At 34.7% G+C, this 14,561-nt stretch carries 17 protein-coding genes; 13 read left to right on the forward strand and 4 right to left on the reverse strand.

Going from position 1 to position 14,561, the window contains the following annotated elements:
• Positions 1-13: 13 nt before the first annotated feature.
• Together H0R92_RS02355 and H0R92_RS02360 are read right to left on the reverse strand one after the other, a co-directional pair.
• Entirely contained in the window at positions 14-1,453 is a 1,440-nt protein-coding gene (locus H0R92_RS02355; protein ID WP_432960780.1) for a restriction endonuclease subunit S, read from the reverse strand.
• A gap of 35 nt (positions 1,454-1,488) precedes the next feature.
• On the reverse strand, positions 1,489-3,474 hold the full coding sequence (locus tag H0R92_RS02360; protein ID WP_432960782.1) for an N-6 DNA methylase: 1,986 nt from the start codon (positions 3,472-3,474) through the stop codon (positions 1,489-1,491).
• 246 nt (positions 3,475-3,720) lie between these two features.
• Between H0R92_RS02360 and H0R92_RS02365 the strand changes: the two genes are divergently transcribed.
• Entirely contained in the window at positions 3,721-4,605 is an 885-nt protein-coding gene (locus H0R92_RS02365; protein WP_432960784.1) for a radical SAM protein, read from the forward strand.
• 61 nt (positions 4,606-4,666) lie between these two features.
• Here H0R92_RS02365 and H0R92_RS02370 read toward each other — a convergent pair whose 3' ends face one another.
• The gene (locus H0R92_RS02370; protein ID WP_432960786.1) at positions 4,667-5,275 is read right to left on the reverse strand and encodes a TetR/AcrR family transcriptional regulator; all 609 of its coding nucleotides are present in this window, start codon (positions 5,273-5,275) and stop codon (positions 4,667-4,669) included.
• A 165-nt stretch (positions 5,276-5,440) separates the two neighbouring features.
• Between H0R92_RS02370 and H0R92_RS02375 the strand changes: the two genes are divergently transcribed.
• From H0R92_RS02375 to H0R92_RS02385, 3 genes are all read left to right on the forward strand, one after another.
• Positions 5,441-6,157: an ABC transporter ATP-binding protein gene (locus tag H0R92_RS02375; protein ID WP_432960788.1), complete on the forward strand. Its 717-nt coding sequence runs from the start codon at positions 5,441-5,443 to the stop codon at positions 6,155-6,157.
• On the forward strand, positions 6,150-6,917 hold the full coding sequence (locus H0R92_RS02380) for a hypothetical protein (RefSeq protein ID WP_432960790.1): 768 nt from the start codon (positions 6,150-6,152) through the stop codon (positions 6,915-6,917). The genes H0R92_RS02375 and H0R92_RS02380 overlap by 8 nt, the downstream gene beginning before the upstream one ends.
• A 67-nt stretch (positions 6,918-6,984) precedes the next feature.
• On the forward strand, positions 6,985-7,824 hold the full coding sequence (locus H0R92_RS02385) for an ABC transporter permease (protein ID WP_432960792.1): 840 nt from the start codon (positions 6,985-6,987) through the stop codon (positions 7,822-7,824).
• A gap of 158 nt (positions 7,825-7,982) precedes the next feature.
• On the opposite strand, the gene H0R92_RS02390 is transcribed toward H0R92_RS02385, so the two are convergent.
• Entirely contained in the window at positions 7,983-8,303 is a 321-nt protein-coding gene (locus H0R92_RS02390) for a TfoX/Sxy family protein (protein WP_432960794.1), read from the reverse strand.
• Positions 8,304-8,607: 304 nt separating this feature from the next.
• Between H0R92_RS02390 and H0R92_RS02395 the strand changes: the two genes are divergently transcribed.
• The 9 genes from H0R92_RS02395 (at position 8,608) to H0R92_RS02435 (ending at position 14,548) form a co-directional block, all read left to right on the forward strand.
• Positions 8,608-8,904, forward strand: a complete 297-nt coding sequence (locus tag H0R92_RS02395) for a hypothetical protein (protein ID WP_432960796.1) — start codon at positions 8,608-8,610, stop codon at positions 8,902-8,904.
• Positions 8,905-8,920: 16 nt separating this feature from the next.
• A complete protein-coding gene (locus H0R92_RS02400; protein WP_432960798.1) occupies positions 8,921-9,601 on the forward strand; it encodes a hypothetical protein in 681 nt (226 codons plus the stop codon).
• 46 nt (positions 9,602-9,647) lie between these two features.
• Positions 9,648-10,448 carry a DUF2262 domain-containing protein gene (locus H0R92_RS02405; protein WP_432960800.1) on the forward strand — a complete coding sequence of 267 codons (801 nt, stop codon included), beginning with the start codon at positions 9,648-9,650 and terminating at the stop codon, positions 10,446-10,448.
• Positions 10,449-10,538: 90 nt separating this feature from the next.
• The gene (locus tag H0R92_RS02410; protein ID WP_432960802.1) at positions 10,539-11,204 is read left to right on the forward strand and encodes a DUF4272 domain-containing protein; all 666 of its coding nucleotides are present in this window, start codon (positions 10,539-10,541) and stop codon (positions 11,202-11,204) included.
• 75 nt (positions 11,205-11,279) lie between these two features.
• Positions 11,280-11,954, forward strand: a complete 675-nt coding sequence (locus tag H0R92_RS02415; protein ID WP_432960804.1) for a hypothetical protein — start codon at positions 11,280-11,282, stop codon at positions 11,952-11,954.
• Between the two features lie 41 nt (positions 11,955-11,995).
• A complete protein-coding gene (locus H0R92_RS02420; protein ID WP_432960806.1) occupies positions 11,996-12,532 on the forward strand; it encodes a DMP19 family protein in 537 nt (178 codons plus the stop codon).
• Positions 12,533-12,535: 3 nt separating this feature from the next.
• A complete protein-coding gene (locus tag H0R92_RS02425; RefSeq protein ID WP_124752745.1) occupies positions 12,536-13,264 on the forward strand; it encodes a hypothetical protein in 729 nt (242 codons plus the stop codon).
• A 99-nt stretch (positions 13,265-13,363) separates the two neighbouring features.
• On the forward strand, positions 13,364-13,942 hold the full coding sequence (locus H0R92_RS02430; protein WP_432960808.1) for a hypothetical protein: 579 nt from the start codon (positions 13,364-13,366) through the stop codon (positions 13,940-13,942).
• A gap of 387 nt (positions 13,943-14,329) precedes the next feature.
• Positions 14,330-14,548, forward strand: coding sequence for a hypothetical protein (locus H0R92_RS02435; RefSeq protein ID WP_432960810.1), 219 nt, complete (start codon positions 14,330-14,332; stop codon positions 14,546-14,548).
• Positions 14,549-14,561: the final 13 nt, after the last annotated feature.

Genomic DNA, 14,561 nt, shown 5'->3' on the forward strand with positions numbered 1-14,561 from the left:
AACTGCTCTTTCTTCATAGTATTCTACCGTCTGTCTGTCTGTCTGTCTGTCTGTCTAAGAAATTGTGTGCCGCCTGTTCGTCTTTGTCAATAGCTATTTCAACAGATTTTGTAGAAATTTTCAGTAGTTCTTTTGCTTTTTTTGAGTATTCCATACTCTGTTTGATATAACCTGCTATTTCGTCTTGAACTTCTTTCTTTACCATCGGGATTGGCATGTTTTTTATAGTTGGTAAATCCGTATTTTGCCTGACACTCGCCTGAGCAATATTTCTATATAAATAATATTCTTTTGCAACATTTTGAATATATGCTCCTACAAAAAACGGATTAAATCTATCGTCATCTAATCTTGCCCGTATTGTAAATGAAGCAAACAAATAATTTTCTTGTTCTTTTGTTACGATGCCTACATCTCCGACTGTCCCCATTTGAGAAATGATAATATCATTTTCTTTAGTAAAAAACTTATCTTGTAAATTATCTGTATTTTCTATTTCATCTAATTCACCAACAACAAAACAGTTTTTTAAATTCATGCCTTTGATATAAGGTACACTATTATTATTTTTTACATACGGACTCGTTGGAACTGTTCCGTAATTTATTAAACTACAAATACTTTCTAATTTTTCAACGCCTATTTTATCTAATTTTTTCTCCATTACTTCATACTTAGGCTGATAATATTCACTGTCAAGCCTGCCTGTTTTAAGAAAGCTTTCTTTTAAACTTTTAATAGAAACTTTCTCATTTGACGGATTAAAGTTTTCAAGTCCAAGTTCACAAAGGAGCAAATTTTCCGCTTGGGAGTAAAGTTTTTTTTCTTGCTGTAATTTTTGGTATGCAAGTTGTACCATAGTTTCAATTTTTTGCTGAAATTTCAAAGGAATTCTAGGAATAGGAAAAGTTCTGACTTTCTCCAATGATAAACCTTGTTGAACCATTCCTGTTTGATTTCTTATCATCCAATCATACCCAAATTTAGAATTTAAATATGCAATTAAAAATTCAGGTTTAAAATCATTTGTCTCTAATTTAATTCTTGCAATATCTTGGTCTATATTTGCAGGCAAAATTTCTTGAACAACAAGAGCACAACAACCAACGGTACCTCTTGTGCTCAAAATAATATCTTTATCCTGTAATGATGAGCGTTTATTTTTATCATCTACCCATTTTGCCAAAGGCTCGGCACCTTCTAAATTTGCAAACCAAGTTTTAGCATTTTTTGCAGTGAGCATATGAATATTTGAATTTTCATCTATTTCATGGTATCCATGTTGTCCATCAGTTATAAAGGACAGTTCTCCCAATTTAAAGATTCTGTATTTATGTAAAATTATATCATCAATCAAATATTCTTTCTTAAAATACTCACTATCAAATCTAAAACTTTTATTTTCATTTTTTACTTCACTCAATAATACTTCACTCACTTCCAGCCCGTTCAATAGCTTTTCGTACTTTTCGCTATCAAACGGGCTATTTAGAAAAAACTTAAATCCTCCTTTTTGGCAAATTCTATAAAGGCTTCCGCGATGCCGTCTTCCGTTACTCCGTCATGATTAAATAAATCGTGTTTTACAACTAAATGTCCGTGTGTATCAAGAAGCGGTAAGCTCATCTCATCTTTTACAAATATTTTATCGCCTGAATTATCCTTGCTCGGCTCCTGCATCGTTGCAAAAAATATCGGATAATCTTCCTTTTTGGGGCATAGTTCATCGTCCCACTTTTGCACAAAGAGCACGCTGGTTTTTGTTCCGGTGTGCGGCTTAAACACATTACCGTGAAGCCCGACAACTGCAAGTATTCTGCAATGCTCGGTGATAAAATCTCGAATGTATTTATCCGATGAATTATTAAATCTGCCTTGCGGAAGGACAATCGCCATTCTTCCGCCGGGCTTTAAAAAATTAAGATTCCGCTCAATGAATAGAATATCCCTGCCTACTTTTAACTGATATTTACCTTTTGCATTTTTCCCCAGTTCATATTTAGAAATAATTCTTGATTCCTTAATTTCTCCGGCAAAGGGAGGATTTGCCATTAAAATATCAAAAGAAAAAGAGTAATTGCTGTTTTTTTCCGAACGTAATTTTTTTAATTTTTTCCACCCTGCACCGTAAGTATCAATCCACTCTTCGGTCTTTGTTGTGTCTTCCCACCGCTCATAATCTAATGTATTAAGATGGAGTACATTTGTTTGTCCGTCTCCGGCAATAAGATTAAGCGTTCTTGCAACTCTGACCGCTTTTTCGTCAAAATCTATTGCAAATACTTTTTCATTTACATAATCGGTACATTCAGCCGGTTTTTCTTCACTTGTAAACAAGTGGCTTTGCTCTATTCCTTTTTCTTTTAATATTTCTTTCCATACATAAAAAATGGTATGAACGGGAAAGCCGCAACTTCCGCTTGCCGGATCAATCATTGTTTCCGTTTGCTTTGGATTGAGCATTTTTACACACATATCAATCACATAACGAGGAGTAAAATACTGCCCTTTTTCTCCTTTTGACGACTTACTCATCAAATATTCAAAAGCGTCATCTACCACATCAAGATTGGAATTAAAGAGCTTCACGTCTTGTAAAGAAGATACACAAACGGAAAGATGCGACGGGGTAAGCGTAATTTTGGAATCTTCGCTAAACACTCCGTCCCATTTTGCTTTTGCTTTATCGAATAGGTTTTGTATTTTATTTTTGAGTTCACTTTCCGTATCTCCATAGTTTCTGAATTCTAAATGTCGTGTGGTATTTCTTCCGCTTTCCATTTCATCATAGAGTTTTGTAAAAATGAGTTTAAATACTTCTTCAAACACATCGACACCGGCATTGGCTAAGACTTCATCTTCCATTTCCAAGATGAGGTCTTTTAAACTTTTCTTTTCGGTAACAAGTTTATCTTTTTTTATTAAGTCTTCTATTGTCCACCGTTCACTTAAAATGTCGGAGAGTTTTTCATTAAATGTTGGGATATTGGGAATGTCCTCAAAAAAATTAGGGTCTTTTCTGTGATAAAATGAAATTTGCCCGCCGTTTGTCCACACTCCAATGGGAGCACCTGTTGCATTACAATAACTCTTTAGCTGCTCTTTGCCGTCTTTTAATTTCGGTTTTTTCAGTTCGACAATGATATACGGAGTTGTTACCGCATTTTTATCAAATATGACAATATCCGCCCGTTTCTTTTCTCTTCCGAAAGAAACGTTATATTCAAGCTCCATCTTATCTTTGGGATAGCTATAGATATGTATGAGTTTATAAATGTATAACTGACGGACAAGCTCCTCATCAGTTAGCCGTATTTCCTTATCTCTAATTTGGCAGTGAACATACAGGACATCTTCGCCTTTTTTGTTCGGCTTACGGATTATCATTTTTTCTACTGCTTCTATCTCGGTATCTGAAAATTGTTCCAGCTTATAATTTGAATCCGAAATAATTTTTGATAGTATGTTGCTCATTTTTCTTTTTCCTCCAAAAAACTCTAAAAATTATATCATCATATTTTATATCAATCAAGAAAGTTTATTCACGAAGCTGATAAACTACCGGACATTTTTTCACTATTTGAAATAAAAAACACTAAGCAATATAAAAACAAGTACGCTAAAAAATAATAGTACTTGTTTTATCGCAGACTATATCATAAATTTAAATATATATTTGTAGTTTTAATAAATCATTCACCAATTTTTATGGAGGAAGTTATGCATTTTACGGGAACTATTTGGAGGCCGCCTTATGAGGCTTCATCGTCTTTATTACAGGTTACAGCCGGCTGCACACATCATAAGTGCAAGTTCTGCTCTCTTTATTCGGACTTACCCTTTACATTCCGTCTTTCGCCGGATTATGAAATAGAAGCCGATTTGAAGGAACTCAGTATTTACTATCCGCAGGGTAAACGGATCTTTTTGACCGGTGCAAATCCTTTTGCCCTATCGGTAGAAAAATTAAAAACTCTTGCAGAAAAGATTCATAGGTACCTACCCATGATTAAAACGATAGGTTGTTTTTCGCGGGTAACGGATATAAGCCCGAAAAGTTTAGATGAGCTTAGAGAGCTTAAAAAATTAGGTTATGATGAAATTATTATCGGAACCGAAACCGGTGATGATAAAACGCTTTTATTTATGCGCAAGGGCTACGAAGCTCAAGATATAGTGTATGAATTGAATAAATTAGACGAAGCGGGAATACGCTATCATATTTCATATTTGAACGGACTTTCGGGAGAAGGAAACGGAAGGCGGGCTGCCCTTAATACAGCTGCAATTTATAATCGAATAAATCCGGTAAGTATCAGTATCGTTGCTCTTACCGTATTCCCCGAATCGGAACTGTATACCGAAATACAAAATGGGTTTTTTATCGAAACTTCTGAAATAGAAAAATTAAAAGAGCAAAAAACATTAATTGAAAATCTGAATATTAAAACGATGATTTATGCAAATACCGTTTCAAATACCGCTCCTATTTCCGGAAAACTTCCTCAAGACAAGGGCAAGATGTTGAAACATTTACAGAATGCGATAGATACCATTGATGAAAATACGCTGCGCTACTACCGGAACGGAATAGTGCATTTATGAGCAGTCAACGTATCGGCAGCAAGCGGAATCGGTTTATGCGCAATAAATCAATCAACTGATGTTAATACAAAAGTTTACATGCGGCGTGCAGTAAGTTTTTAGTTGCTTCATTGGTAACTTCAGAATTTAATTTAGTCAAATCAGAAGTGCCGATAACGATTATTGTAAATGCGTCCACAAACAAAAGAAAGTCTTCAAGCGTTTTTGACGTTGCAAGTTTTTCCATCATAAATTTTCCGTTTTCCTTTGTTTGTTCATTCCTATTATCAAGTAAGCCGTATTTTTTTTGCAGCTTATTATACTCGGCTTGAGAAAGTAATCGGTAAAGATTGAAGTGCGAAATAGTATCAAGCAAATATTGTTCCATAGCTTCAAAGGGTATGCCCTTCGGGTATTTTTCCGCCAGCAATAAAAACCGATTAAAAGCTTCCTCTTTTCTTTTTTTGATGAGCCAAATGATAAAGTCATCCTTACTTTTGAAAAAATGATAAAACGTTCCGGTTCCGATACCGATGGCTGCGGCAATATCGGAAACTTTTAATTTTTTGTATCCATGAGTTTTGAGTAAAATATATCCTTGTTCATAAAATTTCCGTATTAAAATTTCCCGTTCTTCTTTTGTAAAATTAGCAGGCATTTTCCCCCCATAAAAACTTTTTGCAGTGTCCATTATAGCAATTATTTTAAAAAAAATCAATCAATGAATAAAAAGTCGTAAAAATTCATTGACTTATTATTTAAAATATGCTATATATGGATTCAATGAATTTATATTATATAATATTCATTGGAAAAAGAAATAAAAACCGTTTTTAAATTTTAAAAGGAGATAGTTATGATTGAATTAAAACAGGTAACAAAGCGGTATAAAAAATTCCTTGCGCTTACGGATTTTTCATATCGGTTTTTAAATGGAAGTGCTTACGGCATATTAGGAGTTAACGGGGCAGGTAAAAGCACCTTGATTAACTGTATTACAAAAAATATTTCATTTCAGGGAGATTTGAAATTTGTAGATTTGAGTATTTGGGATATCGGATATGTTCCGCAAGAATTGGCGATATATCCCGAGCTTTCCGTGTTGGATAATTTGCTCTTTTTTGCTTCAACTTACAAAATGGATAAAAAATATGCTAAAGAGAGAAGTCTGGAATTAATCGAAAAAGCCGGTTTGAAAGAAAAAATTTCTACCATGGCAAAGGACTTATCCGGCGGGATGAAAAGAAAATTAAATCTTATCACAGCCTTAGTTCATGGTCCGAAACTGTTGATTTGTGATGAGGTTTGTGTCGGAATTGATCCGATTTCAAGAAGTGAAATTTTAGAATATCTTAAAGAACTGAAAAATGAAGGTTTAAATATCATTTATACTTCACATTATTTGGACGAAATTGAATTTTTATGTAATAAAATAATATTTTTGGATAAAGGAAAATTAATTCTTGAAGGAGATACAAAGGAGCTTATTGATAAAATGTCGGAAGTAAGCCGCGAAAAATCCAATCTTTCGGATTTGTTTATGCAAGTTTTAAGGGGCGGTGAATATGCTTAAAAAAGAGATAAAGGGAATCGTTAAAAATCCCGTTTATTACATTGTCATGGCATTGCCTTTTATCATTACATTCATTATGAGTGAAGGAACAAAAAATTATTTATTGCAGCGTCCCGAGTTTACTCACAAGATAAATGTTGCGAAAGAAATCGTTCCATATAGCGGACAGATTTTAGATGCAAAAATACAGTTTGCCGTGAGTGAGTTGAACTTTATGCTTTTAATGGCATCAATTTTAATCGGACTGAGTGTGTTTGAAGAAAGAAGACTTCATATTTGGGATAGGATTGTAGATAAGCGAAAATTTGTTTCGGTTAAATTTTTTGCTCACTATGTATTCTCGGTAGTGATGATTGTTTTCAATCTGATTTTATTTGCTGTAATTTTTGATATGCAAACACCTTTAAAGTCAATTTTAATTCTTTTGAGTATGCCGACAGTCAGTATGCTTTTCGGAATTTTGATAGGCTTAATTGTTCAAAATAGAGCAATGCTTTCCAATACGATTTTAATGATAGTTATGTTTATGGGATTTTTCGGAGGAGCTTTGAGTTTAACGTCCGTATTGTCAAATACAAAATTTATGAATGTTTTGATGTACATATCTCCGTTGACATTAGCTAACAAGTTAATTTACAAAAATTTGATACATGTAAATCCGGGAAGGGAGCCGGTTATTTGGATTGCTTTCATTCTCGGATTTGCAGGATTATGTATTGCTTTTATAGAAAGGAGAATGAAAAATGGTACCGTCATTTAATTTTACTTTCAAAGTTTTACGAAATACAAAAGGCTTCATTGTTTCTATGATAATTATGCCTATATTTATGATATTGATTGTAAGTATTACTTTGGCATATTCAAATGTTCCGACAGTTGCATATATCGGAGAAAAAGCGCCGAATGTAACGAATATAAAAATGATGAGGATAGACGAAAGAGAAAAAGACTATTTTTTAGGAATATCACAAGGAACTTTGGTTATACGGACGAATAGTAACGGAGAAGTTGAAAAATATTACAGCAGCATAAAAAATAATCCGTTAATACCTTTAATCGAAAATGCGGATAAAAATGCTGAAGTCTTTACGGAAAGACCGAGCATAAACTATTCAATCGGAACGATGCTGTTTAAATTACTGACAGCGGCAGGTTTGTTGGCGACCGTTTTAATCCAGGAAAAAGGAAACGGAATACTATTAAGGGTAAAAAATTCCAAGATAAAATTAAGCACCTATATTTTGGGAAAAAGCTTTGCAATTATGTTTGTATATGAAATTGCAATACTTGCAATTTTAACGTTTTACCAATTTGCAAACTATGATTTCGGAAAATCCAATGTAATTGATTTGGGAATTATATTCACCGTAGCACTTTTCATTTCAACGGGAATATATATTTTTGTTGCAGGATTGATTAAAAACGAGGGGCTTATATGGGGAATATCATCGGGAATTATTTTTCCGCTTGGAATTTGTTCTGGCATTCTATTTCCGATTGAATATATGCCGCAGTGGATGAAAGCCATCGCACATATATCACCGCTTTATTATTTACAAATATCAGTTATAAACGGGAAAATTGAGGTATCGCCGATTTGTTTTATGTTATCGGCATCCTGTGTATTGGCAATACTTGGAATAAAACAATTAGCAAGGAAAGAATAAAATTACTTGAAAAGGGAAGATGATAGGATTTCTTTTTATTTTTATTTTTATTTCTTACGCCTTAATTCGGACATAAAAAAAGGAAGTATCGGCTGTTTGCTTGTACTTCCTTTTAGCGGTTTTATTTAATTGTGTTAGTTGGGCAAACCGGGAGTTGATTATTTCTTTTTCTTTGATTTTGGTGCAGGTAACTCATCATACATTACATTGACTAAGCCGGCTAAAAATTCTTTGTTATCTACATCATCTACTAAAAGCATTTTCTTTGCACCTTCATACGGTAATTCATATTCTGCATTCGGCATATATGCTATTGCGGATTTAACAGGTTTTACCAAAAATCGATCATCATAAATTCCGCCTACGATTTTTCCATGATAATAAATTATATACTCACCCATCATTGTACGATAAGTAATATCTTTCAATCCTGATAACTGCTCTAAAATGAAATTTAAATATTCCTTACTTGACGGCATACTCTTTCCCTATTTATCCTCAAAATTTCAGCAATCCATTTTCATCAAATTGATACTTTTCCATTATATCACTTTTCCTGTATTTGGTCAGTTAGTCAAGCTGCGATACACTGTAGTAAAATCCGGTATATATGACTATAATCATCCGGTTTTCGCTGCCTCAGTTATTACCCTGCTCTCATCTTTCGCCCTTGTATTATATGCGTCTATCGGGTACCATAAAACCGATTTTATGGTATAATAAGTCGTATAAAATTGTTGCTACCGTAATATCAAGATTGACAAAAAGCGGGGAAAAACACGGATGAAAGTACGCTTATTATTTTATGCGGGGATTATTTTTGCATATCTTATAAGCATAGTCATTGCCTATTTTGTATCTGCCGTATTACCTACAACTGCACATGATACTGCCGGAGCCGGTATGGAAACGGGTTTTCGCTTTTTTCTTTTTGCATTGTGTGCAGTAATTGCAGTTTGTGCAGTCAGTTTTATTGTTTCAAGAAATGTCTTTTCGTCTTTTAAACCTGCCGCCGTAATCAATGGGTTTATTTTCGGTTTTATCTTTTTACTTATTACCGGTTTTATTATGCGCGGATAAAATTATAAGAGGTGTTATGAATAAAAGTAATAAAAAAGCAGCAATTTTAATTTTATGTTTCAGTTTTATTCTATTCGGAAATGTGCTTTATGCAGAGGATAAAAACATGTCTTTATCGGAAACGATGATAATCGGAAAAGAAGAATACGCGCTTCCTTGCGCCTTGGATACATTTTTAAAAAACGGGTGGAAAATCAGCGAAAAAAGATTTTACATGCACCCGCTCCATAATAAGGATTGGTATGAAGTAAGATACACTCTTTCATGCAAAGAAAACGGAGCCAAATTAATTCCGTGGGGAACGGCAATCCGGACATTGGAAAAGAACGGTTCCTTTTTGGAAGTGGAAATTGAAAACAGAAGCAAAAAAATTGCGGCAGTAGAGGATTCAACCGTTCAGGCGATTTTGGTTTTGCGTACATATATAAAAGAAGATGTAAAATTAAAAAACGGTCTGAGCTTGCAAAATTTCAAAATGGAAGAATTATGGAAAAACGGAGAGCAGCAAAAATACCCTTTTTCGGAAGGTTGGCAGCTTTCCCAAACGGATTATATAAAAGAGTCGGGCTTTTTTGAAGAAGAATTTTATAAAATAACGGAACACAAAAAACAATCCGTTACATTTTATTATGATAAAAAGATGAGTTTATTGGGATTGGAACTCCGTAATGAGGTTGACGGAAATAAGCTAAGATAAAAACTTTTAAAGCACTTACACCCATGATCATTAAAGGAGAATCATTATGGAAAAACTAAGCACACAGGAAAAATTTTCCTCTCAATTTCTTGAAGAGGAAAAAGAAATTTTAGTACTTATCGAAACAAAAACCGGAGGAGCATTTAAATACGATGATATGTGGGCTCCCTCAAATCGTCCGCTCGCTTTTATCGACCTTGCGGATAATTCACTTTATTCCGAGTCCATTCGCTTAGAGTGGCTTGTAAAAGATAGGGATTGGAAATATTATTTTAAGCCGCAAACGGCCTTCCGAGTGAAGGTGCGTCCGCAAAAACCGGACTCTTCTTCGAAACATAAACATCTTTTTATGCTCGTGGAAGTCTTAGAAGAGGACGTGAAAGATAAAAGATTCGACGCAATCCTCAAAGAATACAATACCGCAGTAATCTACGAAGATGATGATTTTTATTTTGAGTTGGATAAAGAATACGGCTGGTTTGAAGGCTCAATACAGTATCAAGATGAAGATATCGACCTTACAGTGGAAACGGAAGATTTGGCAGAATTAAAAAATATTTTGAGTGCGTATAAAACAGCAACAAAAAATTTCGATGAATGGCTTGATAGAATTAAAAAGTTCGCAGCTACGGAACTTGTCGAGCTGGCAAATGATTGGCAGGAAGAGGACAGTCCGGAAATAACCGAAAAAGGCTTCTTCGACAGGATTTCGCTTTCCAGCATTGTACTCGAACCGGAAAATAATTTCATGGTGTATTTGCACGATGATGATATATTTTTCGGACATATTATCTGTGTCTATGGTAACCTCGATGGTACATTAGACAGCGCACATATAGAAGGATAAGGAGCTATGATAACAGTCAGGCAGAATTAGCCTCATTATTTATCTATTTTACAACATACACTTGAAAAAAATTTTTATAGAAGAATTATTATGTATATAAAACCTGAAAATCGGCGCAAAAAATCGAATGCAAAAATAAAGGAAATGGGCATCGCCTGTATGGAAGTGCTGCCCTTACGGGAATCATCAAAAGAGGTAAGGCTTAAAAGCTTTGAGGAAATCTGCAACAGGGCCATCGCATGTCTTTTGTCGACTCAATTGGCTGAAGACATTCATAACGGGCAAGAATATAAAAAATCGAAAGAACTCTTTTTACGCTTGCTTGAAAAATACGAAGTATCGAACTGCCTTTTAGAAAAAGAAAAACGGCTTTTTAACGGAACGTACAGCGAACAGGATGCTATCGATATCTGTTGGACTTACGAAGCCTATTGGTCGCTTGTGTGGGCTTTGGGCCTGGTCGAGGATATTTCGTACCCGAATACCATCTGCGATGTGGTACGAGCGATAAAACTGGTCGGCGACACCGACGGGAAAGAGGCGTTCAAAGCACAATGCAGACTGCGCGGGATAGAAGAAATACTGGATATGCTCGACCTTCACTACCGTTATCATTGGGCGACGGAGGAAAAGCGGCTCCGCCCCGAAACGGAAATCAAAGACTTAGACCCTGAAATTGTCATGGAACGAAGACGCGGACTAGAATGGCTTATTTCCAGCGGAACCGATTGGTTTGATATTTCGATGGACACATAGCCCTTTTTACCGCCGGTTTTTGCTGCCGCCGTGCGCAGCAGGAGAAAAATAACGAAAAATAAAGAGGAGACATTAATGCAAAAAGTTTTTATTATTGCGGCCGCTGTAGTAGTCTTCATTGCCTGCGCCGTTCTTTTATATCATGTAAAATGGGTGTACTCGTACCGCAATGCCGAAAAATACCTTGAACGCAAATACGGCATCAAGTTTAAAACTTCGTACTCATTTTTGAATTACGGTATCTCGTATGCAGTCGGCGAAAATATACTCTACCCTCTCTTTTCAAGAATGATGTATCACATTTACGCAGCGCCTGAAGACCGCCCGGAATTACGGTTCACCTGTTATTTGGACAATGAAAAAAAACCGTATTCCGACAACTATCTTACCGTAAAAATCACCTATCCGCTTTTAGTAAAAACGCAAAAAGCCTTATCGCAATTTGCGGATAATTGTATCGTTGAAATCGCCATCCCCTCAACCGTAACCCAAGATACCGGTGATTTTCCTTCCGGCACAAAAATATATATTGCCGTAAACAAAAACAAAGTACCGGCGGCTTTTGAACATACTGTGGATAATCTTATAAAACAAAATTTTTTCGGTAATAAATATTCCGTATATCTATACGCTATCGATGAAGAAGATTACCGCTCAATCGCCGCGTGTTGCGCAGCACAGTTGGAATACCTGTCGTTTTTTGTTCATGCGCCGGTTGAGAAGGCGGGCACGCTGCAGATACTGCCGTGAAGAGTTTACACATCAAAAATCAAATATAAGGAGTGTCATAAATGAAAACAATAAACGAAAATCTAACGGTAGAAGTTATTAAAGAAATGGGAGAGGAGATCGACCTTTATCGGCTTACCGATCCGATGTGGTACACCGTAAATATTTACGGAACGCACGAAGAGTATTTAAAATCGGCTAAAGATTTTACTTTGGAGCAGCGTTACTTATTAGCCCTGCAGTGGTATACGGTGGAAACCGATAACGGCGGTCATCATCAGTTTTTTTTCAACTCCACAGGTATTGTGTGGCAAGACGCCTTGGAAGGTCTTAAGCTTTTTGGCATTGATGATTTATATAAGAACTTCTTGGAAGTGATAGAATTTTTCGGCGGCTCAATTTCTTTTGATAGGAAGCAGCGCTGGGATATGCTTTCAGAAGCGGAAAAAAAAGATGAAGAAGCTCTTAATGATTTTTTGGATAAGCATGATAGGTTCTATTATAATCAAGATGAATTTGACGATAAACTGATAACCTACATTAAAAACAACCCCGAAAAATTTGTCTTCATCGGCAGTTATGAAACAGATGAGGATTAGAACATGGAAACAAATAATATAATAAACGGGCTAAAACATTTATCTGAAGGACTATTCCTACCCGAAGAATGGATTGATTGGTGGAAACAAAATGAAAAATTTGCAAAACAATTTTTGTCGCCGCGGTGGTATTTAAAGATAAAACCTAAGATGCCACAAGGTTTAATGGGTGCCGCACTAATATCTCAAAATGCGGCTCGTGAATACTTAAAATCTATAAATCAATCTTATAACGAAAATTCACAAATCAATTATATGGAAGGATGGAAAAAACAAATAGATGATATCTCCTTGAGCTATGACAAAGTTGATATTATTGATTTTGACTTGAAATTTACCAAATTGAAGCAAAGTTACCCTAACTTGTTTGCCGTAATAAAAAAACACTTACTGAAAAATGATGTTGTAGAAAATAATTTAACCGAAGAGAAACTAAGCTCATCATTCTTTTGTAAATTATTACATAGTGATGTGATTACATTTTTTTATTGTATTTCGCAATTAAAAATGGAAGGTGTTTTTATTGGTTTTAATATGTTAGAATTTCGGGAGGAATATATTAAAATTGGTGAATTATGGTTGAATAGTGATGGGGATGAGTTATATATCAAGCCTAATGAAGCTTCTGTATATTTGCATGATATAGAGAAAAATCAAATACATATTATAAATAAATCATTTAATTCATTTATTGAAAATGATTTGAGTCATTTTATCTGTGAAAATATTTAGTCTGTTACTCTGTTTTGAGGTGATTACCCTTTCTGCTGCCAAGGTCAATACTTTGACAGTGAGACTGAATTAGCGTATAATAAATAAACAATAAATATTATGAAACTAATAGAAGCTCTAACAAAATTTAGTAATGTGTTCGGCAGAAATAAAACCGATCTGGGAAATTTTTCCGTCATTGATGATGCCGTGAAAAATACCGAATGCACAGATGAGTTGGAACAGTTTTACTCTTTAACGTCTTTCGATAATGTGTTAATAATCGGAGGAGAATTCTTTCTTACCATTCAACCTAAGATAAAACTTGATAGAGCTCAAGAGGGCTGGTACATAATTCTTAACAAAGAAGGACAGCGGCAAAACGATGATACAAAGTGGAATAAAGATTGGGTCGTCTTTGCAAATAGAAATGATGATGCTGTTTACTTTGACAAGAAAAATGGAGGAGTGTATGGTTCTATCGATAAAAGACAGTTCTTTCATTTAAGCTCTTCACTTGCCGATTTCTTTTTTCTTTTATCTGAATGTATGAAACTGGAAGAAGAAAAATATAAATGTAACACAAGCGATGATGAGGAAGATCCCTTAGAAAATTTTATTGATGATACGGAAGGTATTCTCTCGCAATGCTTAAGCACAAAGCAAGTTGAAGATTTTATATCGTTCTTTTTTGGTTAGTTCAGTGGCAGCAATGAAGAGGGGGCGGAAAAGTTAATGCAATATTATCCGAAAGAAGCAGAATTTAAAAAATACGCTCATAAATATCTTCTAAAAGATTACATAAAAGTAATGCCTTTAAAGTGAGTTTTTGAAATGAAGCTAAATTGAAATAGGTTGATGTTATGAATAGTTTTTCAATTTTTTTTAAATCGGGCGGCGGAGATAAAATATCCTGCGTGAACAAGTATTGGCAGAAAATCACAAAAATATTCGACAAAATGTCTGAATATTCATATTCTACGGATATTGATAAGTTCCACATTGAAATGAGAGTAGATGGAGATTTTCTGAGATTCGGAGATCCTGAAGGCTGCAGTAATTTACGTCTATTTAAAAAAAAAGCGTATGATTGCAAACACTATTTCATTCGGCGAGAATATTTACACTGATGAAAATGTTTTATCCGAATTTTTAATTAAAAATCTGATATTAGCGTTTGAGCAAATGATAGTACGGCTAAAAAAAGAAAAGTTAAATATTGACGGAGAAGCTATGCTGGCAGATTTAAATAAATACATTTCCGGTTTCCATAACGAAAAAGCGAGGGGAGATATTGGGTTATAGTCATGAATTTAGA

Source organism: Treponema sp. OMZ 840 (assembly GCF_050937815.1).
In the GTDB taxonomy this organism is placed as follows: Bacteria; Spirochaetota; Spirochaetia; order Treponematales; family Treponemataceae; genus Treponema_C.